At 65.9% G+C, this 19,918-nt stretch carries 20 protein-coding genes; 8 read left to right on the forward strand and 12 right to left on the reverse strand.

Annotated elements, in window-relative coordinates; genetic code table 11:
- Positions 1 to 703 precede the first annotated feature (703 nt).
- Positions 704 to 1,600, forward strand: coding sequence for a DMT family transporter (locus tag ACM42_RS25870; protein ID WP_271530526.1), 897 nt, complete (start codon positions 704 to 706; stop codon positions 1,598 to 1,600).
- A gap of 52 nt (positions 1,601 to 1,652) precedes the next feature.
- Here ACM42_RS25870 and ACM42_RS25875 read toward each other — a convergent pair whose 3' ends face one another.
- The 3 genes from ACM42_RS25875 to ACM42_RS25885 all read right to left on the reverse strand — a co-directional run bounded on the left by ACM42_RS25875 (position 1,653) and on the right by ACM42_RS25885 (position 5,268).
- Complete coding sequence (locus ACM42_RS25875) at positions 1,653 to 3,905, reverse strand: CHASE3 domain-containing protein (protein ID WP_271530527.1); 2,253 nt, start codon at positions 3,903 to 3,905, stop codon at positions 1,653 to 1,655.
- Positions 3,902 to 4,324: a response regulator gene (locus ACM42_RS25880; protein ID WP_028181350.1), complete on the reverse strand. Its 423-nt coding sequence runs from the start codon at positions 4,322 to 4,324 to the stop codon at positions 3,902 to 3,904. Before ACM42_RS25880 ends, ACM42_RS25875 begins: the two co-directional genes overlap by 4 nt.
- A gap of 248 nt (positions 4,325 to 4,572) precedes the next feature.
- Positions 4,573 to 5,268, reverse strand: coding sequence for a BA14K family protein (locus ACM42_RS25885; RefSeq protein ID WP_271530528.1), 696 nt, complete (start codon positions 5,266 to 5,268; stop codon positions 4,573 to 4,575).
- 244 nt (positions 5,269 to 5,512) lie between these two features.
- Between ACM42_RS25885 and ACM42_RS25890 the strand changes: the two genes are divergently transcribed.
- Positions 5,513 to 5,920 carry an NADH:ubiquinone oxidoreductase subunit NDUFA12 gene (locus tag ACM42_RS25890; RefSeq protein ID WP_271530529.1) on the forward strand — a complete coding sequence of 136 codons (408 nt, stop codon included), beginning with the start codon at positions 5,513 to 5,515 and terminating at the stop codon, positions 5,918 to 5,920.
- A gap of 496 nt (positions 5,921 to 6,416) precedes the next feature.
- Here the strand turns inward: ACM42_RS25890 and ACM42_RS25895 are convergent, their stop codons facing one another.
- Positions 6,417 to 7,103, reverse strand: a complete 687-nt coding sequence (locus tag ACM42_RS25895; RefSeq protein ID WP_271530530.1) for a DJ-1/PfpI family protein — start codon at positions 7,101 to 7,103, stop codon at positions 6,417 to 6,419.
- A 109-nt stretch (positions 7,104 to 7,212) separates the two neighbouring features.
- Between ACM42_RS25895 and ACM42_RS25900 the strand changes: the two genes are divergently transcribed.
- The 3 genes from ACM42_RS25900 to ACM42_RS25910 all read left to right on the forward strand — a co-directional run bounded on the left by ACM42_RS25900 (position 7,213) and on the right by ACM42_RS25910 (position 10,323).
- On the forward strand, positions 7,213 to 8,151 hold the full coding sequence (locus tag ACM42_RS25900; RefSeq protein WP_271530531.1) for a GlxA family transcriptional regulator: 939 nt from the start codon (positions 7,213 to 7,215) through the stop codon (positions 8,149 to 8,151).
- Positions 8,152 to 8,386: 235 nt separating this feature from the next.
- Positions 8,387 to 9,430, forward strand: a complete 1,044-nt coding sequence (locus ACM42_RS25905) for a YeiH family protein (RefSeq protein WP_271530532.1) — start codon at positions 8,387 to 8,389, stop codon at positions 9,428 to 9,430.
- 2 nt (positions 9,431 to 9,432) lie between these two features.
- Positions 9,433 to 10,323 (forward strand): LysR family transcriptional regulator, encoded by an 891-nt coding sequence (locus ACM42_RS25910; protein WP_271530533.1) that lies wholly within the window; start codon positions 9,433 to 9,435, stop codon positions 10,321 to 10,323.
- A gap of 236 nt (positions 10,324 to 10,559) precedes the next feature.
- Here the strand turns inward: ACM42_RS25910 and ACM42_RS25915 are convergent, their stop codons facing one another.
- Positions 10,560 to 10,847, reverse strand: a complete 288-nt coding sequence (locus ACM42_RS25915) for a hypothetical protein (RefSeq protein WP_271530534.1) — start codon at positions 10,845 to 10,847, stop codon at positions 10,560 to 10,562.
- On the opposite strand from ACM42_RS25915, the gene ACM42_RS25920 reads away from it, so the two are divergent.
- On the forward strand, positions 10,827 to 12,068 hold the full coding sequence (locus ACM42_RS25920) for a molybdopterin-dependent oxidoreductase (protein WP_271530535.1): 1,242 nt from the start codon (positions 10,827 to 10,829) through the stop codon (positions 12,066 to 12,068). The genes ACM42_RS25915 and ACM42_RS25920 overlap by 21 nt on opposite strands.
- Before the next feature lie 10 nt (positions 12,069 to 12,078).
- Positions 12,079 to 12,408 (forward strand): cytochrome c, encoded by a 330-nt coding sequence (locus ACM42_RS25925; protein WP_271530536.1) that lies wholly within the window; start codon positions 12,079 to 12,081, stop codon positions 12,406 to 12,408.
- 104 nt (positions 12,409 to 12,512) lie between these two features.
- On the opposite strand, the gene ACM42_RS25930 is transcribed toward ACM42_RS25925, so the two are convergent.
- Genes ACM42_RS25930 through ACM42_RS25940 form a run of 3 tightly spaced genes read right to left on the reverse strand, consistent with a single transcriptional unit; the run spans position 12,513 to position 14,811 of the window.
- A complete protein-coding gene (locus tag ACM42_RS25930) occupies positions 12,513 to 12,767 on the reverse strand; it encodes a PepSY domain-containing protein (RefSeq protein WP_271530537.1) in 255 nt (84 codons plus the stop codon).
- A gap of 27 nt (positions 12,768 to 12,794) precedes the next feature.
- Complete coding sequence (locus ACM42_RS25935) at positions 12,795 to 13,853, reverse strand: Na+-dependent transporter (RefSeq protein WP_271530538.1); 1,059 nt, start codon at positions 13,851 to 13,853, stop codon at positions 12,795 to 12,797.
- Positions 13,854 to 13,863: 10 nt separating this feature from the next.
- Complete coding sequence (locus ACM42_RS25940) at positions 13,864 to 14,811, reverse strand: alpha/beta hydrolase (protein ID WP_271530539.1); 948 nt, start codon at positions 14,809 to 14,811, stop codon at positions 13,864 to 13,866.
- 224 nt (positions 14,812 to 15,035) lie between these two features.
- Between ACM42_RS25940 and ACM42_RS25945 the strand changes: the two genes are divergently transcribed.
- Positions 15,036 to 16,058, forward strand: a complete 1,023-nt coding sequence (locus tag ACM42_RS25945; RefSeq protein ID WP_271530540.1) for a DUF2155 domain-containing protein — start codon at positions 15,036 to 15,038, stop codon at positions 16,056 to 16,058.
- A 19-nt stretch (positions 16,059 to 16,077) separates the two neighbouring features.
- On the opposite strand, the gene aat is transcribed toward ACM42_RS25945, so the two are convergent.
- From aat to ACM42_RS25965, 4 genes are all read right to left on the reverse strand, one after another.
- Positions 16,078 to 16,758, reverse strand: a complete 681-nt coding sequence (gene aat, locus ACM42_RS25950; RefSeq protein WP_271530541.1) for a leucyl/phenylalanyl-tRNA--protein transferase — start codon at positions 16,756 to 16,758, stop codon at positions 16,078 to 16,080.
- 61 nt (positions 16,759 to 16,819) lie between these two features.
- Entirely contained in the window at positions 16,820 to 17,923 is a 1,104-nt protein-coding gene (locus ACM42_RS25955) for a sensor histidine kinase (RefSeq protein ID WP_271530542.1), read from the reverse strand.
- Complete coding sequence (locus tag ACM42_RS25960) at positions 17,920 to 18,360, reverse strand: response regulator (protein WP_035703796.1); 441 nt, start codon at positions 18,358 to 18,360, stop codon at positions 17,920 to 17,922. The genes ACM42_RS25955 and ACM42_RS25960 overlap by 4 nt, the downstream gene beginning before the upstream one ends.
- Positions 18,357 to 19,883, reverse strand: a complete 1,527-nt coding sequence (locus ACM42_RS25965; RefSeq protein WP_271530543.1) for a sensor histidine kinase — start codon at positions 19,881 to 19,883, stop codon at positions 18,357 to 18,359. Before ACM42_RS25965 ends, ACM42_RS25960 begins: the two co-directional genes overlap by 4 nt.
- Positions 19,884 to 19,918: the final 35 nt, after the last annotated feature.

Consider the following 19,918-nt stretch of genomic DNA (forward strand, 5'->3'; position numbering starts at 1 on the left):
CACCGCAGTTCAGCCGGTGGATCCGGCCCTGTTTTTTCCCGGCGCGACGTCGATGCGTGCATCGATCATCCCGCCGGCACGTCCACGCCCATCCGCCCCCAAGGGGATGTGCGCGACATGCGTTCAACGCCCCACAACGCCGCAACTTCTCTCACTTCACGCAGGTGTCACTTCGAAACCGCCGTGAAGTCTGCCTTCCGAGCCTGTTGCCGGCCCGTTCTGGCGCCCCCGGGAGTCCGCATGTCGAGGGCAGACGAGCCCTCATGCCGCTGCCTTTGGCTGGCCGGCGGAGCTGAGATTTGCGAGACCCTTTGGGGGAGTGCCGGCGGGACGCAAACTCACTCGCGCCGAACGGACCGAAAGCTAGGACTCTCCGTTGCGCCCGTCAAGAACTAGTGCGAGTTCCTGAATCAAATACTAAATATGGTGGATTGTGGGGGATAACAGGGGTCTTCGCCGCGCCTGTTGTGGAGCCAAGTATCAGTGAGTCCTCAGGGATTCCCAACCGAAAAAATTCGTATCCGGTGAGCTGCGGAGGCTTCATCCCGCTGTTCACAGGGCAGGTATATTTTTCCGGACCGGGATTGCGCCAGGGGGACTCACGTAGCCCTACGGAAGGCGAGGGCAGGCATGCCCGCCGGGACGGTGGTTTGGCCGGCGAATCCGGGCCAAGCTGACCGCAAGATTTTGCCGGATTGCCCACATGCATGATTCGACCCGCCGGGATGCGCGAGCGCGCATCGCCCCGGCCGGCCTGATGTTCCTCGCGATCACCTCGATCGGCTGGGGCTTCAACTGGCCGGTGACGAAATTCCTGCTGGCCGAGCTGCCGCCGCTGACCCTGCGCGGGGTGACCGGCGTGCTCGGGGCAGTGCTGCTGGCGCTGCTCGCGATCATGCGCCGGCAAAGCTTGCGGGTGGAGGGCGCGATCTGGCCGCGCCTCCTGACCGCGGCCGTGCTCAACGTCACCGGCTGGATGGTGCTGATGGGGCTGGCGCTGCTCTGGCTGCCGGCGAGCGAGGCGGCGCTGATCGCCTACACCATGCCGGTCTGGGCCTCGATCATCGCCTGGCCGGTGCTGGGCGAACGGCCGACGGTCTTGCGCACGCTGGGGCTGGTGATGGCCTTTGCCGGCCTTGCCACGATCATGGGCGGCAACGGCATCGCCGCGAGCGCGGAGAAAGCGCCGGGAATCATCATGGCACTCGCCGGCGCGTTCGGCTTCGCCGTCGGCACGGTGTTCTCGAAGAAGTACCCGATCCATCTGCCGCCGATCACGGCTGCGGCCTGGCAGATCGGGATCGGCTGCCTGCCGATCTCGATCGTCGGCCTGCTGGTCGAGACCACGCATCTGTCGAAGGTGACGCCGCTCGGCTGGTGGCTGCTGGTCTATTCGACCGTGGTGCAGTTCTGCATCGCCTATGTCAGCTGGTTCGCGGCGCTGTCGCGCCTGCCGGCCTCGGTCGCCGCGATCGGGACCATGGCGGTGCCCGTCATCGGCGTCGTCGCCTCGGCGATCGCGCTGGGCGAGCCGCTCGGGGCAGGGCAGATCGCGGCGCTGATCTTCACGCTCGCCGCCGTGGTGCTGGCGACGCGCTAGCCTTCTTGTTTGAGCATGATCTTGTCGGAAAACCGCTGCACACTTTTCCGGATCATGCTTCCGCCCCGCCGCCCAGCGCCTTCCGGATCATCTCGGCGAGCTGGTTGCGGCGGTAGGGCTTGGTCAGCAGCATGACGCCGTCGTCGAGCTTGCCTTGATGGATGATCGCGTTGTCGGTGTAGCCGGAGGTGTAGAGCACCTTCACGCCCGGCCGGCGCCTGGCTACTTCTTCGGCGAGCTCGCGGCCGCTCATGCCGCCGGGGATGACGACGTCGGTAAACAAGAGATCGAACTTCTGGCCGGCCCCGATCAATTCCAGCGCGGCTTTGCTGTCCGGCGCGGCCACCGTCTTGTAGCCGAGGCTCTGGAGCTGGGTGGTGACGAAGTTGCGCACCAGCGGGTCGTCCTCGACCACGAAGATGGTCTCGGCGCCGCCTTCGGCCTGCGGCGCGATGCTGGCTGCCACCTCCGCCGTGCCTTCGCCCGGCGGCAGATAGAGCTTGATCGTGGTGCCGTGGCCTTCCTCGCTGTAGATCTTGATGTGGCCGCCGGATTGCTTGACGAAGCCGTAGACCATGGAGAGGCCGAGGCCGGATCCCTTGCCGACCTCCTTGGTGGTGAAGAAGGGTTCGAACGCCTTCTGCTGAATCTCCACCGACATGCCGGTGCCGGTATCGCTGACCGCGAGCATGATATAGGGGCCGGGCGCCACGTCGGCATTGGCTTGCGCATAGGCCTCGTCCAGCACGACGCGGTGCGTTTCCAGCAGCAGCTTGCCGCCGTTCGGCATGGCGTCGCGGGCGTTGATCGCCATGTTGAGCACCGCATTGGTCAGCCTGGACGGATCGATATGCGTCGTCATCGCCCCCTGTTCCAGCACGGTCTCGATCTGGATCTGCTCGCCGAGGGTGGGGCGCAGAAGCTTTGCGATGTCCGCTATCGCGGCGTTGATCTCGACGTTGCGCGGCTCGAGCGGCTGCCGGCGCGCAAACGCCAAGAGATGCTGGATCAGCTCGGCGCAGCGCTCGGCGGCGTCGTCGATCAGCCGTGCCGTGCGCTGAAGCTCGGGCTGGTCCTTCAGGCTCTCCACCAGCGTCTCGGTGTTGCCGGAGATGACGGTCAGCATGTTGTTGAAGTCGTGCGCGACGCCGCCGGTCAGCTTGCCGATCGCATCCAGCTTCTGTGACTGGTGCAGCTGCCGCTCGGTCTCGCGCGAGGTGGTGGCATCGTGATAGACCAGCACCGCGCCCGAGACATTGCCTTGCCCGTCCCGCATCGGCCGGCCGCTGATCATGAGATGGCGGGGAGTATTGCCGCTGTGCGGGCGGACGATCATCTCCAGCTCTTCGAACTGCTCGCCGCGCAGCACGCGCGCCGATGGCAGCTCGTCGGCCTCGAGCGGCGTGACGCCGTCGCCGTGAAACACATCGGACAGCGCGCGCAGATTGCCCAAATTCATGCCGGCGCGATGCAACAGCATGCGCTCGGCGGCCGGATTGGACAGAAGGACATTGCCCTCGGCGTCGATGACCAGCACCGCCTCCGCCATGCTGCGAAACGTGCTCTGGAGCACGTTGACGGACAGGCGCAGCTCGTCATGTGCGGTGACCAGGTGCTCGGTCCGCTCCGCCACCGCTTCCTCGAGCGCCGCCTTGGCGGCCTGTGTTTGCTCGAGCGAGCTCTGGAGCTCACCCGTGGCGCGCCGGCTTTCGCGCATCACCAGCGCGACCAGGAGCAGGATCAGCACGGCGCCGGCGACGTCGATACCGAGCAGTGCGATGCCTGTGCGGCGCGAATCCCGGGATCGCTCGGCGAGCAGGCGCTCTTCCTCGGCGCTCAGATGGTCGAGATTGGCCATCACCGTGTCCATGAGGCCGCGGCCCTCGGCCTTGCTGTTGAGCGCGGCAATACCGGCCTGGTCGTTCTCGGCACGGAGGCGCATCGCTGTGGCGGCGATCTCCATCCGGCGCAGCGCCAGCGGCTCGGTGCCCTCCAGCAGCGCGACCTGATCGGGACTGTCGCGCACGTCGCGCTTGAGGTCGGCGAGGGCCGGCGCGATGCTGGCTTGCACCGCCCGGAACTCATCGCGGAAGCCCGGCGTGCGATAGAGCTCGTAGCCGCGCGCAGCGCTCTCGGCACGGCGCAGCAGCACGCGCAGATCGGAGATCTTCTTCTGGACCTGGACGGTATGGTTGACCCATGCCGCGTCGGAACGCGACTTGACGTCGAGGGCGATCGAGGCCGCGGCGATGATCAGGAGGATGGCAAGTCCAACACCGAAAATGACGCGCTGCGTTGGAATCAAGGGGCTTCTTTCTTGTCCTTCGGCTGCGCGCTCTCGCCCGCGCCGGCGAGGCATTCCCGGATCGTGGTCATCAGCGCTTCCGGCGTGAACGGCTTGCGCAGGCAGCGCGTTGCGCCAAGCTCCAGCGCCATGCGGAGAAAATCGGGAGAGGGCGAGGCGGATGAGGCGAAGGCGTAGCCCGACATCGCGATCAGCGGAGTGGTCGGCGCGCGCTCGTGAAAGATGCGGATGGATTCGAAGCCGCGCATATGCGGCATGAAGATGTCAACCAGCATCACGTCGAAGGCCTGCGATTCCAGCGCAGCCAGTCCTGTTTCGCCGCCGTCGGCCAGCGTGACGTCGAAGCCCTGACGTTGCAGGAGGACCTCGATGGTCGCGCCGACCATCGGATCGTCATCAACCACGAGAATGCGCGGCATGACACTTCCCAGGTGATCGAAGTCCCCACTGCATTTGGTGATATCCGCGAATCGTGTGTCCGGTCAATTTTGGATTGGACCCCCAGGGATATGCACGGCGCAGTGCATATAGGTCCGCTTGCCTCTGACCGTCGGTGTCCCCGGGCGGGCGAGCAGGACGGAAATCGAAGCGGGTGAGAGGATACGCCGGCCGCGAGAAAGGCGCCGCATCGCTGCGGCGCCTTCAACCTCACGCCTTGGCGGTTTGCTTACGGGCAGGGATGCCGCCGGCCGTCGTAACCGAGATAGGTTCCGGAAGCCGGGTCGTACGATTTGAAGCGCTGCGCGCAATAGGCCGCGGAATCGCCGCCGCCGTCCTGCACCACCGCAACCGACGGTTCGTCATAATAGCTGCCGTAATAGTAGGGATCATCGTAATAGCCGTAGCCGCCGCCGTAGCCGCCGTAATAGGCGTACGAGCCGAGGCCGCCGATTGCGGCGCCGGTCGCGAAGCCCGGCCAGAAGCCGCCGCGACGATGATGCCCGTGACGGCCGCTCCAGTTGCTTCCGCCGTGCCAGTTGCCCGCGGTTGCGACGCTACGGGTGCCACCGAAGGCCTGCCGGGGCGTTGCGCCGGCTACGAAGCTGCCGCCGCTCGGACGCATCGCAGTGCGGGCCGCGAAGCTGCCGCCGCTCGGACGCATCGCAGCCCCGGCTGCGAAGCCGCCTCCGCTCGGACGTACCGCGGCACCGGCGCCGAAATTGCCGCCACCGCCACGGAACGCAGCGCCGCCGCCACCGCCGCCGCCACCCATGCGCGCGCCGCCACCGAAGCCGCCGCCACCGCCGCCGACATGGGCGCCACCGCCCCCGCCCACTCCGGGACGCTGGGCAAAGCTCGGTGTCGCAAAGGGAAGAACCAGCGCCACCGCTGCGGCGGCACTCAAGATTTTCAGACTGTTCATAGTTAAACTCCTTTCCCGGAAAGCAAACCCTATGAAAGCGCGGGGGTTCCTTGGGATCACGCCGGTTTGCGCGCAAATGGAGCCTCACGCGCGGCCGCTGTACCGGGCATGAATGAATCGCGACCGCTTTGCGGCAGGGTCCTGCTCGGTACCCGGATTGCGGAGGGAGACCCGCGCACCTGCCGAACTGGACATTTCGCCGCCCGGATGGCATCAGGACCCAACGAAGCAGGGCCCTTGCCGCATGAAACAATTCTTCCTCAAGTTCTTCACCTGGTGGAATGGCCAGACTTTTGGCACCCAGCTCTGGACCAAGCGGTACGGGGAGCTGGTCGGCCAGGACGAGCAGGGCAACCGTTACTACCGCACCCGCGGCGGGGCGATCGATCCGGCCCTCGGTTTCGAGCGGCGCTGGGTCATTTATAACGGCTACGCGGAAGCGAGCCGGATCCCGCCGTCCTGGCATGGCTGGATTCATCACGTCGTCGACGCGCCGCCGACCGAGGCCAATTACCAGCCGCGCGAGTGGGAAAAGCCGCACCAGCCGAATCTCACCGGCACGGCGAAGGCGTATCGTCCCTCCGGCTCGACGCTTGCCAGCGGGCGGCGTCCGAAGGCGACCGGCGACTACCAGCCCTGGACGCCCGGTTAACCTTTTCACCGGCGAACTGCCGTCGTTCGAAGCGGATGCACATGCATCCGCTTCGCACTGCTGTGGACAACGGGAACAGCGGGGATGCCGCTTGCGCCGGCGTTGCATTGACGCGGGCGATGCGGCTCAATGATCCCATCTTACGGTGATGGGAGACCATCGCGTTCGGTTCGGGCAACAGTTCGCGACTGTCCCGAGATGCAGCGGCCGCCGACCAGGACTCGATCGGGAGATAGGCCCCCGGTCTGGAAGCTCCGAAATCGCCCGATGTGAATGTGCAGCCGCCGTAAGACAGGAAGGGCCGCTTGGGAAACCGAGCGGCCTTTTTCTTTGGCGCATTCTTCTCCTCGCGTGTCCCGGACGCGGTGTGTAACGCTGCGCCGCTGAGCCGAGAACCCAGAAGGCCACGCAACCCGCTGATTGGTGGGCCCCGGCTCTGCAGCGCACCGCCGAAGAGGCGCTGCGCTGCGTCCGGGGCACGAGAGCTGAGACCGCTCTACATCACCCTTTCAGCCGCACGCTTCACCGCTTCCAGGCGCCGCGCCTGGTTCTGTGCGCCGCGCTCCTTCAGCAACGCCTTTACCTCGGCAGAAGCGCTGTCGGGCGAGCCGGAATTGAACGGCGGGGCCGGATTGTATTCCATCTGGAGCTGGATCGCTTCCGCCGTCCTGCGGTCGACCATGATCGATACCAGCGTCAGCGCGAAATCGATGCCGGCGGTGACGCCGCCGCCGGTGATGCGGTTGCGATCGATGCAGACGCGCGTCTTTGTCGGCGTCGCGCCGAACTGGGCGAGCATGTCCATCGCGCTCCAATGGGTGGCGGCGCGGTAGCCCTTCAACAGGCCTGCGGCGCCAAGCGCCAGCGATCCCGTGCAGACCGAGGTGACGTATTTGGCGCCGTCGGCCTGTCTGCGCAGGAAGTCGAGCACCTCCTCGTCGTTGAGCAGGTCGTTGGTGCCGGCGCCGCCGGGCACGCAGATCACGTCGAGTTGAGGGCAGTCCGCAAACGTCGTGGTCGGCGTCAGCGTCATCACGGAATCGCTCGGCACCGGTTCGATCCGCTTCCAGATCAGGTGCAGTTTTACGCCGGGGACCATGGCGAACACCTGCAGGGGACCGGTGAAGTCCAGCTGGGTGACGCGCGGAAACACCAAGAGACCAATCTGGAGCGGTGACGACATCGGCAGATCCTCCAATTGCGAGCTTGACGCCGGCACGATGTCATGGTGCCCTCTCGTCCGAAATGGCTTAATTCCCTCACTTTCGGACATTTCGATAAGGAGTTGGCCCATGATCGGCATCCTGATCTTCCCGGATTTCCAGCTGCTCGATGCGGCAGGCCCGATCTCGGCGTTCGAGATCGCAGCGCGCTGTACCGGCAAGACGCCGGCTATCCGCGTGCTGGCAGTCAAGCCGGGGCTCGTGCGGAGCTCATCGGGGGTCGAGATGATGGCGCGCGACTTCAAGGCGGCGAACGCGATCACGACGCTGGTGGTGGCCGGCGGCGTGGGCGTTGCCGATGCTGCGCGCTGCGAGGTCACGCGGGCCTTCTTGCAGCGGCTGGCAAAGCGCGGCGTTCGGGTCGCGAGCGTTTGCTCGGGCGCCTATGTGCTCGCCGAAGCGGGACTTCTCGACGGCCGCCGCGCCACCACGCATTGGGGGCGGACGCGCGATTTCGTCGCGCGCTTTCCCAAGGTGAAATTCGAACCGGACCAGATCTTCACGCGGGACGACAATGTCTGGACCTCGGCAGGCATCTCCGCGGGCATCGATCTCGCGCTCGCGATGATCACCGAGGACCACGGCGAGGAGATCGCACGACAGACCGCACGCCAGCTCGTGCTCTATCACCGCCGCAGCGGCGGCCAGTCGCAATTCTCCTCGCTGCTGGAACTGAAGACGCCGAACGGGCGGTTCGGCGCACTGCTGTCCTGGGCGCGTGAAAATCTCGACGCGCCGCTGACGGTGGAAGATCTCGCCGATCGCGCCGGCATGAGCGCGCGGCATTTTGCCCGTGCCTTTGCCGCCGAGACCGGCACGACGCCATCCAAGGCGATCGAGCGCCTGCGGCTGGAAGTTGCGCGCGAGCGCGTTCAGTCCTCGCGCGAGGCGATCGAGCTCGTTGCGGAGACGACTGGATTCCGCGATCCCGAGCGAATGCGGCGCGCCTTCATCCGCGCCTTCGGCCAGCCGCCGCAGGCCCTGCGGCGCGCGGCGCGGGTGGGGTAGGCGCGCTACGGACCTCGTTCGCGACTGGCCTTGGGAGTTCGGTGGGACCGGTCAGATCGCACAAATGTTAGCTCATGCGCGACATCCCATTGCGCAATCGGCTGGCCGGGGCCTGCTGTAGTCAGATCGGGACAAATCGATTTCATCGATTAGTTAGGCCAGAACAATTTGTTGGATCAATTTATTGGATTCTCTGATCCTCGCTGCGTCAGCGTCGATACCCAGAGATACGCCAATGACCATCGTTCAGAATTCGCGCCCATACCCCGCCACGCGTGCCATGCGCGACAACATCCTGTCATATCGGGAAATCGTCCCCGGCGTCGCGCTGGCCGCGACCATTGCCGTGGTCGCCAACACGATGCGCAGTATTCCTGCCGTCGCGACGTTCAGTCCCATGATCCTGGCGATCGCGATCGGAATGGCCGTGCGCAACCTCGCCGGAACGCCAGCTCTCGCCCGCGCTGGAATCAGCTTCAGCATGCGCCGGCTGCTTCGGCTCGCGATCGTGCTCCTGGGCTTCCAGATCACGCTGACCCAGCTTGCCAGCGTCGGCCCCAAGGGGATCCTCATCGTCGCCAGCACGCTCGTTGCCACGTTCGGATTCACGCTCGCAGCCGGGCGTGCGCTGGGCGTCGAACGCAAGCTCGCTCAACTGATCGCCGCGGGCACCTCGATCTGCGGCGCGTCAGCCGTCGTCGCGACCAACAGCATCACCGAAGCCTCCGATGAGGACGTCGCATATGCGATCGCGTGCGTCACGGTCTTCGGCTCGATCGCGATGTTCGTCTATCCCATGCTGCCTCGCCTCCTGCATCTCGATGCCGACGCGTACGGCCTCTGGAGCGGCGCATCCATCCACGAGATCGCCCAGGTGGCTGCCGCCTCCCAGAACAGCCAGCGCGCGGGTGAAATGGCAACCGTTGCCAAGCTTGCCCGTGTCATGCTGCTCGCGCCGGTCGTGCTGACCCTGAGCGTCGTCACCCGGGCTTCGGCGCAGCCGGCCGGCGGCAAGTCGGCAAGGCCTCCTGTCCCCCGGTTCGCGATCGGCTTTGTCGCGATAGCCGCACTCAACAGCGTCGTGTGCATTCCGGCGGGCCTCAGGAGCGCGACGATCACGCTCTCGACGTTCCTGCTCACGATGGCGCTCGCGGCCATGGGTCTTGAGACCGACGTCTCGAAATTGTACGCGAAGGGGCTGCGTCCGGCTATGCTGGGCGGGCTCGCGTTTGTCTTCATCGCAGGCTTCAGCCTGATCCTCATCAAACTCGTTGGATGACCATGACGCTCGAACAGCTCCGGATCTTCGCCGCTGTCGCCGACAAGCAGCACGTCACCCAGGCCGCCCACGAATTGAATTTGACACAATCGGCCACGAGCGCGGCAATCGCCGCGCTCGAAGGGCGCTACGGGGTCAAGCTGTTCGATCGGGTGGGACGCGGCATCGTTCTGACGCATATGGGCCGCACGTTTCTCGGGGAAGCGCGTGCGGTGCTGGCGCGTGCGCACGCCGCCGAGCAGGTCCTGCGCGATTTTGCCGGCCTCAAGGCCGGCCGAGTGGTGATCGCGGCAAGCCAGACGGTCGGGAGCTACTGGCTTCCGATGAGATTGCTGGCGTTTCAGGCCGTCCATCCCGGCATCGAAATCAACGTCAGGATCGCCAACAGCGAGCAGGTCGCAACCGACGTTCGCGACGGCATGGCGGATGTCGGCTTCGTCGAGGGCGACATTGACGACGCCGCATTGTCCGCCCGCCGGGTCGACGGCGATGCGCTGGTCGCCGTCGTGGGTGCGCGGCACCCTCTGGCGAGCCAAAAGAAGCTGCCCGCCGACTGGATCACCAGGACACCGTGGATCCTTCGCGAGCCGGGGTCCGGAACGCGGGCCATGTTCGAGCGTGCCCTGAAGAAGCGCGGGGTGCGCCTTGCCGACCTGACGGTGCAGCTCGAGCTGGCCTCGAACGAGGCGATCCGAACTGCGGTCGAAGCTGGCAGTTGCGCTGCAGCCGTCTCCGATCTCGTGGTCGAAAAGGCGATAACGGCAAAACGGCTCGTCCGGCTCGAGGACGAATTGGCCAAGCGTTCGTTCTACGCGCTCCGTCACAAGGAGCGGCATATCAGCAAGGCGGAAGCCGCCCTGATGTCCAGCATCGCTGCCGGCGCCGCACCGTAGCCAGAGCTGCGCCCGCCCGCAGCACCTATTCCGCAACGATCGAACCCACGTCCGGCCGGCGAGGGCGCCGACGCGCGCGTGCAAGCGCCTGCGGGATTCGATCGCGGTCGACGATCAGAACGATCTGATCATCGCGTTGGATCGCCGATGCGCCGAGGTCTACCTCTTTGGACACAGGCAGGCACTTCGAGCATTGCGTGCCGGAAATACAGAGATGGAGAACGACAATGACTCATTCACGTCGCGCTTTCCTTGCGATCGCCATTTTCGTCGCCGCCGCGTCCACGCTTGGTGCGCCGTCTGCGCTTGCCGGCAGCCCGGTGCACGTGCCGGATCCCAGAGTTGCCGTTCACCCGGAACGAGGCTTTCGCCAGGTCGACAGGCATCTTCCGACCATCCGGCAGGCGCAACCTCGCCAGCCCGTCGAAGATCCGCTCGCGGACTTGCTCCTCGGATGAGCCGCGGGACTGAACCAGCACAAATCCATTCCTGAGGAGCCTTCGATGTCCCAACATTTCGACCATGCACGCTTTCCGGCATTGTCCCGCCGCGCCATGCTTCAAGCCCTCGGGGTTGCCGGCCTCACGCTCGCCGGATCATCGGTCCGCGCCGATCAATCGATCCGGCTGCCGATCGCGGGCGAGCCGCGTGATCGGCCGATCACGCATGACTTTCCGCAAAAGGGGAGCATGATCCTGCAGCGCACGCGACCGCCGCTGCTTGAGACCCCGATGGAGGTGTTCGACCGCGGCGTGTTCACCCCCAACGACCAGTTCTATGTGCGCTGGCACTGGGCGGTGATACCGACCTCGGTGGATGCGGACGCCTTCAGACTGTCCGTGCGCGGTCACGTCAACCAGACCCTCTCGTTGTCCATCGGCGACCTGCTCAAGTTGCCCCGTGTCGAGCTTGCCGCCGTCAACCAATGCTCGGGCAATTCGCGAGGGTTCTTCCTGCCTCGTGTGCCGGGCGCGCAATGGGCGCATGGCGCGATGGGCAATGCGCGGTGGACGGGAGTCCTGCTCAAGGACGTGCTGGACCGCGCCGGCGTCAAGCCGGGCGCAGTTCAGGTCCGCTTCAACGGACTGGACGAGCCGGTCGTGCCCGACGCACCGGACTTTCGCAAGTCGCTCGATATCGATCACGCCCGTGACGGCGAGGTCATGATCGCCTATGCCATGAACGGCGAGCAACTGCCGCTCCTCAACGGCTTCCCGCTGCGGCTGATCGTGCCGGGATGGTACTCGACCTATTGGGTCAAGATGCTCAGCGACATCGAGATTCTCGATCGCCGGGACGATAGTTACTGGATGGCGACTGCCTACACCGTCCCGGATACGCCGCATGCCAACATCAAGCCGGGCCAGACCGGCGTAAAGATGGTTCCGATCAGCCGCATGGTGCCACGGTCATTCTTCACGAACGTCGCGGACGGCGCATCGCTTCCGGCGGGCGTAGTCGCAACAATCCGCGGCATCGCGTTCGGTGGTGATGCCGGCGTCGCCAAGGTCGAGCTATCGATGGATGATGGCCGGACGTGGCAACCCGCGACGCTTGGCGAGGACCACGGCAAGTACAGCTTCCGCCGCTGGCAGGTCGACATTCCACAGCTGATGAAGGGCGGCCATTCGTTGATGGTCCGCTGCACGAACACCGCCGGCGACATTCAGCCGGCAGCATCGAACTGGAACACCAGTGGCTTCATGCGCAACGTCGTCGAGACGGTCCAACTCACCGCGATCTAGGAGCAACACCATGCGTCACCTCATCTTCGTCCTTGGCACCTCGTTCGCCGCTCTGCTGGCATCCGCGCCCGCGTGGCCGGCCCCCGCAATCACCTCCACGACCGTGGAGCTCCCGGCGGGCGACGCGCTTTTTCCCGGCGGACCCGAAGCGGATGCCATCAACAACAACTGCCTGGCCTGCCATTCGGCAGACATGGTGCTGAACCAGCCGGCCTTGCCCAGGTCCACCTGGGAATCCGAGGTGCACAAGATGATCAAGGTCTATGGAGCTCCCCTCGAGGACAGCGACGTGCCCGCGATCGTCGACTATCTTGCCAAGGTCAAAGGAAGCGGCCAGTGAAGCTCGGCGCCGCTGACAAGCGCTGCTGAATGGATGAGATCAGGACGTTCTTCCAAAGCGACCACCGCTGAATCTCCCGCCTGAGAAGCGGAGTTCGGCGATGCTCATCGATCGGGCTTCTCGCGCACGATCGCGCCAGTCTTGGGGTCGGCATGGAATTCCATCTTCTGTCCGTTCTTGACGCCTTCGCCCTCCCACTGGCCATCGTCGGCCTCAAGCTTGGTGACCTCCGAATAGCCCGACTCCATGACTTTGGCTTTCACTTGCTCCATCGGCATCCAGTCGGGTCCGGGTTCATCGGCTCTCGCTGCCGAGCCCACGGCGAGCGAGCCGAGAACCAGAATTGTGGCAAACTTCATCGCGAACCTCCTTTTCGATGAGAGGCTTCAACGGGGGCCATGAATTGATGTTCCTCCACTGCGTCGGTGCGACGCAAACGAGTGAACATCAGCCTTGTTTTCCCCGCTGGACGCATCTGCCCGTGCCGTCAAGCGCCGCGCGATCGGCATCAGCATGTATGGCGCAAGATGAATCGGGAACTGCGTCATCGCGAAATAGAGCCAGGTGGTCGGCGGCAGCGCACCGGCCGTCGCCGCCAGCATCAGGCCGAGATTGCGCTGTGACACCATCAGCCCGAGCGCCAGCGCGCGCTCATAGCCGATGCGACGGAACAGCAGCGTGGTGATGGCGAGCAGTGTAAAATAGATCGCGAAGGACAGCAGCGCGAGGCCGATGGTGAACACCGGCTGGCTCACCAGCTCGCTCGCGACATCTCCCATGACTGCGGACGCGAACACAAACAGGATGATGATGTTGAAGCCATCGATCGGCCGCTTCCGGCGCTGGATCGCCTTCGCGCCGAAGATCCAGCGGATGACGGTCGCGGCCAGCAGCGATGCGGCGAGAATGCCAAGCAGCTTCAGGCCGAGTGCAAGCGGCGAGATGCTGAGCATTCCGTCGAGGAACAGGCCTGCGAACATCGACGCCGTGAAGGGAACGAGCGCGGTCGAGGTCACCAGCGTGACCAGCACCAAGGTGGCATCGAGCCCCATCAGCGCGGCGAGTGCGGGCGAGGCCATCATCGGCGAGGCCATGCCCTGGAGCATCAGCGCGAGAGCAAGGCCGGGCGAGTGGCTCGTCAGTCCCGTTGCATGGGCGACCAATCCGACGATCAGCGGCACGCCGATCGTGGTCCAGGCCGTGGCCGCCGCGACCAACGCCGGCCTGCGGAGATGGCTGTAGAGCGCCGCCAGATCGACCCGCATGAAGGAGATGCAGAGCAGAAGGAAAATCGCCTCGGTGACATAGGGGCGCAGCAGCGCGCCGAGCGGCGGCACCGCGACCGCGATGAAGACGACGGCGGCGACTGCGCGGGTGCCCTGGCTGCCGAGCCATGTCAGTCCGCGCAGGGGGAGAGCGAAGATGGGTTGAAGAACGGAAGGCATGCAGGAGGGGTCAGCCCAATCCCTTCAACCAGACGCCGATCTCGCTCACCGCGACGTTCGCCTGTCGCAACAGCCTTCCCATGGTGAAGAAGCCGTGGAACTGGCCGGGGAAGTGCTTGTAGGTCACGGGCACGCCGGCCTGCCTGAGGCGCTCGGCATATTCGTCGCCCTCGTCGCGCAGGGGATCGGCGCCGGCGGTCAGCACATAGGCCGGCGGCAGGCCGGCAAGGTTTTGCGCGCGCGCCGGCGAGGCGCGCCAGTCGTGGATGTCGGCGGCGCCATTGAGGTAGTGGTCGCGGAACCAGCGGATCACCGAATGCGTCAGCAGCACGCTGGTCTCGGGCTCGCCATGGGAGCCGTGCGTCATGGCGAAATCGGTCGCCGGATAGATCAACACCTGACCCGCGAGCGCGGGGCCGCCAGCGTCACGCGCAGCGAGCGCCACGACCGCGGCGAGATTGCCGCCGGCGCTGTCGCCGCCAATGGACAGGCGCGAGGCGTCGACGCCGAGATCGCGCGCATGCGCGGCGATCCATTTGGTCGCGGCGATCGCGTCGTCGGCGGCGGCAGGAAACTTGTGCTCGGGCGCGAGGCGGTAGTCGACCGAGATCACGATCAGCGCGCCTTCGGCCGCGAGCTGGCGGCAGACGACGTCGTGGGAATCGAGATCGCCGATCACCCAGCCGCCGCCATGGAAGAACACCAGCGCCGGCGACAGGCCGTCGTGCTGGCGCGGTTCCTTGGGCAGGTAGAGGCGGGCTGGGATCGTCCCGTGCGGTGCCGGTATCGCCAGCGGCGCGACGCGCGCGAGCTCCGGCGCGTCAGGGTTGGTGGCAAACCGCGCCTGCGAATAATAGGCGCGTGCTTCGTCCGCGGTCAGGGTCTCGTAGGCGGGGCGGCCGGCCTCCTGGAAGGCCTTGTAGACGGCGACGGCGTCGGGATCGAGCACAACGGGCATGAAAGGGGACCTTGGAGTTTCCTGTGATCGTTGGATGTCATTTCGGCGCAACGCCCGCCTTTGGCCCCGGGGAGGGGCCATGACTATCCCAAAACTATTCTATGACTATCCCATCCGGGAGCTGGCCTGGCCAGAGCGCGCCGGGAAGGGCAGGGATGCCGCCCTTCCCCCGCCGTATTCCCCGTGTTAACCGGAGGCCTGCGAGCGGCGGTATCCCCTGTAAAATGTCCAACGAGCCCGATTCGCTGTTGAAGCCGCGCGAGATGTTCAAAACCTTTTCCCTGACAGGCCTTGCGGCACTGCTGGCCGCCACCGTGCTGACCGTCGCGACGCCGGCCCAGGCGCAGATCGGCACGATCTTTTCGGATCCGCCGCCGCTGCGGCCGCCCGGCAGCATTCCGCGCGGCCAGCCGCAACCGCAGGTCCCCGAGGACGACGAAGAGGTACCGGAGCTGCCGCCGCAGGGCCGCGTGCTGCCGTCTCGCCCGATGCCGCCGCCGCAGGGCCGCCAAGGTAACGTGATGCCGGGGCCGGTCGAGAGCCAGCCGCTGGCGCCACCGCCGGGCTCGACCGTCGCGCCGCCAAGCCAGCTGCCGTCCACGGCGATCGCGCCGCCCAGTCCGCAAGGTGCGCCTGGTCAGCGCCAGCCCCAGCAGAAGGGTGCGCCGGGCACGGTCCCGCAGACCCCTGCGAGCCTCCAGCCGGGCGACGAGGTCGTCACCGAGCCGCCGGCCCAGAAGATCGTGAACAAGAAGGCGACCTTCTCCGGCCTCGACAAGATCACCGGGCGCATCATCAATTTCGACGAGGAGATCGGCGAGACCGTCCAATTCGGTGCGCTGAGGGTCAAGACCGACGCCTGCTATACGCGGCCGGCGACGGAGGCCACCAACACCGACGCCTTCGTCGAGGTCGACGAGATCACCTTGCAGGGCGAGGTGAAGCGCATCTTCTCGGGCTGGATGTATGCGGCAAGCCCGGGCCTGCACGGCGTCGAGCATCCGATCTACGACATCTGGCTGACCGACTGCAAAGAGCCGCAGCAGACCATTGCGACCGCGGCACCGGATCCCGCGACCAAGCCGGCAGCTGCGCCGCCCACGCAGAAGAAGGCTGCGCCCAAGCAGGCCGTGCAGCAGCGTCCGCCGCAGCCCTTGCCGCCACCGCCGCAGCAGCAACCGGCTCCGCCACCCCCGCCGCCGGAGCAGCGGCCAGGTCTGTTCGGTATCCCCGGGTTCGGCCGCTAAAATCGAGCCCGGCTGTCGATCATTGCCGCGAGGCGATGATCTCGAGCGCGCGTGCGCCGGGGATCGCTTCGCCTTCGGAGAGCCTCAGGAAATCGCCCGGCTCGCCTGCCAGCGCCTTGTCGAGCAGCGCCGTATAGCGTCGCCGCGAAATCTCAACCGCGCCGAAGCTCTTCAGATGCTCGGTGACATATTGGGTGTCGAGCAGCTCGAAGCCGCCATAGATGAGCCGCGCGACCAGATGCACCAGCGCGACCTTCGAGGCATCGCGCGCGGTGTGGAACATGCTCTCGCCGAAGAAGGCCCGTCCGAGACTCACGCCGTACAGCCCGCCGACGAGGTCGTCGCCCTGCCAGGCCTCGACGCTGTGGCAGTGGCCGAGCTCGAAGAGGCCGCCATAGAGGTCGCGGATGCGCTTGTTGATCCAGGTGTCCTCGCGTCCGGCCTGCGGCGCGGCGCAGCCGGCGATCGTCGCCTTGAACGCGGTGTTGACGGTCACGCGAAAGGCGTCGGACCGTACGGTACGCGCAAGCCGCGAGGCGACGCGAAATCCGTCGAGCGGGATGACGCCGCGCAATTCCGGCTCGACCCAGAACAGGGTCGGATCGTCGGCGCTTTCCGCCATCGGGAAGATGCCGCAGGCATAAGCGCGCAGCAGCACGGCCGGCGTGATTTCAGACGGGGCAGAGTCGCGCGAAGTCATGGTTTGCCATCATAGCAGGATCGCAATGCGGTTGCGATGGGTGGCGCAATCGGGCGCGAGGTCAGCTCGCGGCGGCGGTGCTGGTCTTGCCGGGGGCTGCGGGCATGCGGCCGAACTTCAGCACGACCCGGGTTCCGGAGTGCGCGGGATCGCGCTCGACCGAGGCGTCGAGCTTGGAGGCCATTGCGGCGACGATGCGCTGGCCCATGCCGGTGGAGCGCGGATCGGCCTTGACGTTGTCGCCGACGCCATCGTCGGTGATCGAGAGCAGGAGATCGTCGCCCATCGAGACCAGCTCGACATGGATCGGGCCGGCGCCGTCGGGATAGGCGTATTTCACCGCGTTCATCACCAGCTCGTTGACGATGATACCGACCGCGACCGCACGGTCCGGATCGATCTCGATCGGCTCGGCCTTCAGCGTCAGGCGCGACATCCGGTTGCCTTCGGCCGAGCGGCGGAGATCCTCGAGCAGCGAGTCCAGATACTGGTTCAGGACCACGCTTTTCAGGTCCTGCGAGGTGTAGAGGCGGCGGTGCACCTGCGCGACCGCGGCGACGCGGCCCATCGCATTGGTCAGTGCCGCCTTGACCTCGTCCTGCGCGGCGGAGCTCGCCTGAAGGTGCAGCAACGAGGCGATGATCTGGAGCGAATTGCCGACACGGTGGTTGACCTCGCGCAGCAGGAGCTCGCGTTCGGCGGCGAGCGCCGCGTAGCGGTCGCGCGAGGCGTGGATCTCGGCTTCGGCTTCCTCGCGCGCCCTCTGCAAGGCGGCCTGGCGCAGCGCGCCCTCGGCGGCGACATGGAGGAGCGGGATGAAGTCGCCCTGGACGTCCTTCACCAGATAGTCGGCCGCACCCGCCTTCAGCGCGGTGACCGCGATGCTCGAATCCTGCGAGGCGGTGACGAATACGACCGGCGGCGCGTCCGGGATCGCCATGATCTGCTCGAGCGTCTCCAGCCCGTCGAGGCCCGGCATGTACTGGTCAAGTGCAACGACGTCGATGCCGCCTTCGGCGCTGGCGCGGCGGATGCGCTCGAGACCTTCCTCGCCGCTCGCGGCATGAACGACCCTGTAGCCGCGCCGCGTCAGGCCGCGGTCGACCAGGCGCGCCAGCGCGTCGTCGTCGTCGATGTAGAGCAGTGTCGGCGTGCGCTGGTTCATGTGGCGGCGGGCGGGACCTGGATGACCGAGAAGAACAGCCCGAGCTGCCGGATGGCATTGGCGAAATTCTCGTAGTTGACGGGCTTGGTGATGTAGACGTTGCAGCCGAGCTCATAGCAGCGCTTGATTTCCTGGGAATCGTCGGTGGTGGTCAGCACCACCACGGGCGAGGCCTTCAGATATTTGTTCTCCTTGATCTGCTTCAGGATGTCGATCCCGGTCATGTCGGGGAGGTTGAGGTCGAGCAGGATTAGGAGCGCGTTGCCCTTCTGCACGAGCCCGGAGCCGTCGGCGCCGAACAGGTGCTTCATCGCGTCGGTGCCGTTGGCAAACGAGACGATCTCGTTGTTGACGCCCGAGCGGCGGATGTTGCGTTCGATCAGGCGGGCGTGGCCCTCGTCGTCCTCGATCATGATGATGGTGACAGGCTGGGTCATCGATCTGTGTTCCGGTTGCTCACATTCCAGGCGATCGGCAGCGTGATCGTGAAGGTGCTGCCCGCGTTCAGTTCCGATGATACCGACATGGTGCCGCCGAGGCGACGCACAAGTGCACGGACATGCGCAAGACCGATGCCCTGGCCGGGCTTGTCCTGGGTTCCCGCGCGGCGGAACAGGTCGAATATCCGCTGGTGATCCTTCGGATCGATCCCGCGGCCGTTGTCGCTGATCTCGAAGATAGCGTAGCCGAGCTTGGTGCGCCCGCGGATTCTGATCTCGCCGGGCACGCCGGGCTTGAGATATTTGATCGCATTGTCGATCAGGTTCGAGAAGATCTGCTCGAGTGCGAGACGGTCGCTCACGAGGTCCGGCAGGGGCTCGAGGTGGATCTCGGCCTGCGCCTCGGCCGCCTGGTGCGCCAGCGTCGAGGCGATGGCCTCGATCAGCTCGCGCGTGTCGATCTTCACCGGCTGGAATTCGCGCCGGCCCTCGCGCGTGAGGTTGAGGATGGCCGAGATCAGCCGGTCCATCTTGGCGATCGACGTCTTGATGAAGACGAGCGCTTCGGAAAAATCCTCCGAGAGCTGCTTGTCGGCGCCTTCGAGCGCGATCTCGCCCGACCCGGCGGGGGCCAGCGGTGCGCCCTCAGCAGAGACATGAGCGAGGCTGCTGATGCGGCGGAAGATGTCGCCGCCGAGCTCCTCAAGTTCGCTGGTGAAGCCCATGATGTTGACGAGCGGCGAGCGCAGATCGTGGCTGACGATATAGGCAAAGCGCTGGATCTCGTCGTTGGCTTCGCGCAGGTCTGCCGTGCGTTCGTCGACGACGGCCTCCAGATTGACGTTGGCATCGCGCAGGCGCGATTCTGCTTCGTCCCGGGCGCGGGCCGACCGCCGCACCAGCCAGATCGAGAGCATCGCCAGCACGACCACGAGGCCGGAGCCGATGCCGGTCATCGACGCGGCGAGGGTCTGGCTGCGGTCGGCGTTGGCGGTGCGGAGGCGGAACAGGCGCTCCTCCTCCTGGATCATCGCGGTGGCTATCTTGGCGATTGCGGCTGTAGCGTCGGTGGACACGACTTCGCGGATGAGCGCGGCGGCCTTATCCGGCTGGCCTTGACGGATGAAGTCCATCTCCTGCACGAACTGGCCGAGTCGTGTCTCGATCGCGGCGCTCAGCTTTTCGACGTTCTCGCGTTGCCCTGGATTGTCGCCGCTCAGGCGCGTGAGCTTGTCGAGGGCGGGGATGATTGCCGCCACGGCCTTTTCGTGGTCGTCCCTGAAGTTCTCCCCCTGCGTCAGGAGAAATCCGCGAGCGCTGCTCTCGGCGCGCCGGACTTCGAGCAGCAGGGCGTTGATCTGGTTCTCCACCTCGATGGTGTGAACCACCCATTTGCTGTCTTCCCGCGCCTTGTTGACGAGGTAGACGGAGCCGGCACTGATCACGGTCAGCACCAAAAGGCCCGCCGCGAACAGCAGGATCTGCCAGAATGCGCGCCGTCGCTGGCCTTCAGCCGTCACGACGGTTCACCTGTCTGCGTTCAATGGAGTTCAAG

This window comes from Bradyrhizobium sp. CCBAU 25338 (genome assembly GCF_028128965.1).
Classification (GTDB): Bacteria; Pseudomonadota; Alphaproteobacteria; order Rhizobiales; family Xanthobacteraceae; genus Bradyrhizobium; species Bradyrhizobium liaoningense.

Excerpts from the sequence above, each read along its gene's own strand:
- ACM42_RS25870 (WP_271530526.1), top strand. The coding sequence starts at position 704 with ATGCATGATTCGACCCGCCGGGATGCGCGAGCGCGCATCGCCCCGGCC.
- ACM42_RS25880 (WP_028181350.1), bottom strand. The coding sequence starts at position 4,324 with ATGCCGCGCATTCTCGTGGTTGATGACGATCCGATGGTCGGCGCGACC.
- ACM42_RS25885 (WP_271530528.1), bottom strand. The coding sequence starts at position 5,268 with ATGAACAGTCTGAAAATCTTGAGTGCCGCCGCAGCGGTGGCGCTGGTT.
- ACM42_RS25890 (WP_271530529.1), top strand. The coding sequence starts at position 5,513 with ATGAAACAATTCTTCCTCAAGTTCTTCACCTGGTGGAATGGCCAGACT.
- ACM42_RS25895 (WP_271530530.1), bottom strand. The coding sequence starts at position 7,103 with ATGTCGTCACCGCTCCAGATTGGTCTCTTGGTGTTTCCGCGCGTCACC.
- ACM42_RS25900 (WP_271530531.1), top strand. The coding sequence starts at position 7,213 with ATGATCGGCATCCTGATCTTCCCGGATTTCCAGCTGCTCGATGCGGCA.
- ACM42_RS25905 (WP_271530532.1), top strand. The coding sequence starts at position 8,387 with ATGACCATCGTTCAGAATTCGCGCCCATACCCCGCCACGCGTGCCATG.
- ACM42_RS25910 (WP_271530533.1), top strand. The coding sequence starts at position 9,433 with ATGACGCTCGAACAGCTCCGGATCTTCGCCGCTGTCGCCGACAAGCAG.
- ACM42_RS25920 (WP_271530535.1), top strand. The coding sequence starts at position 10,827 with ATGTCCCAACATTTCGACCATGCACGCTTTCCGGCATTGTCCCGCCGC.
- ACM42_RS25915 (WP_271530534.1), bottom strand. The coding sequence starts at position 10,847 with ATGGTCGAAATGTTGGGACATCGAAGGCTCCTCAGGAATGGATTTGTG.
- ACM42_RS25925 (WP_271530536.1), top strand. The coding sequence starts at position 12,079 with ATGCGTCACCTCATCTTCGTCCTTGGCACCTCGTTCGCCGCTCTGCTG.
- ACM42_RS25930 (WP_271530537.1), bottom strand. The coding sequence starts at position 12,767 with ATGAAGTTTGCCACAATTCTGGTTCTCGGCTCGCTCGCCGTGGGCTCG.
- ACM42_RS25935 (WP_271530538.1), bottom strand. The coding sequence starts at position 13,853 with ATGCCTTCCGTTCTTCAACCCATCTTCGCTCTCCCCCTGCGCGGACTG.
- ACM42_RS25940 (WP_271530539.1), bottom strand. The coding sequence starts at position 14,811 with ATGCCCGTTGTGCTCGATCCCGACGCCGTCGCCGTCTACAAGGCCTTC.
- ACM42_RS25945 (WP_271530540.1), top strand. The coding sequence starts at position 15,036 with ATGTCCAACGAGCCCGATTCGCTGTTGAAGCCGCGCGAGATGTTCAAA.
- aat (WP_271530541.1), bottom strand. The coding sequence starts at position 16,758 with ATGACTTCGCGCGACTCTGCCCCGTCTGAAATCACGCCGGCCGTGCTG.
- ACM42_RS25955 (WP_271530542.1), bottom strand. The coding sequence starts at position 17,923 with ATGAACCAGCGCACGCCGACACTGCTCTACATCGACGACGACGACGCG.
- ACM42_RS25960 (WP_035703796.1), bottom strand. The coding sequence starts at position 18,360 with ATGACCCAGCCTGTCACCATCATCATGATCGAGGACGACGAGGGCCAC.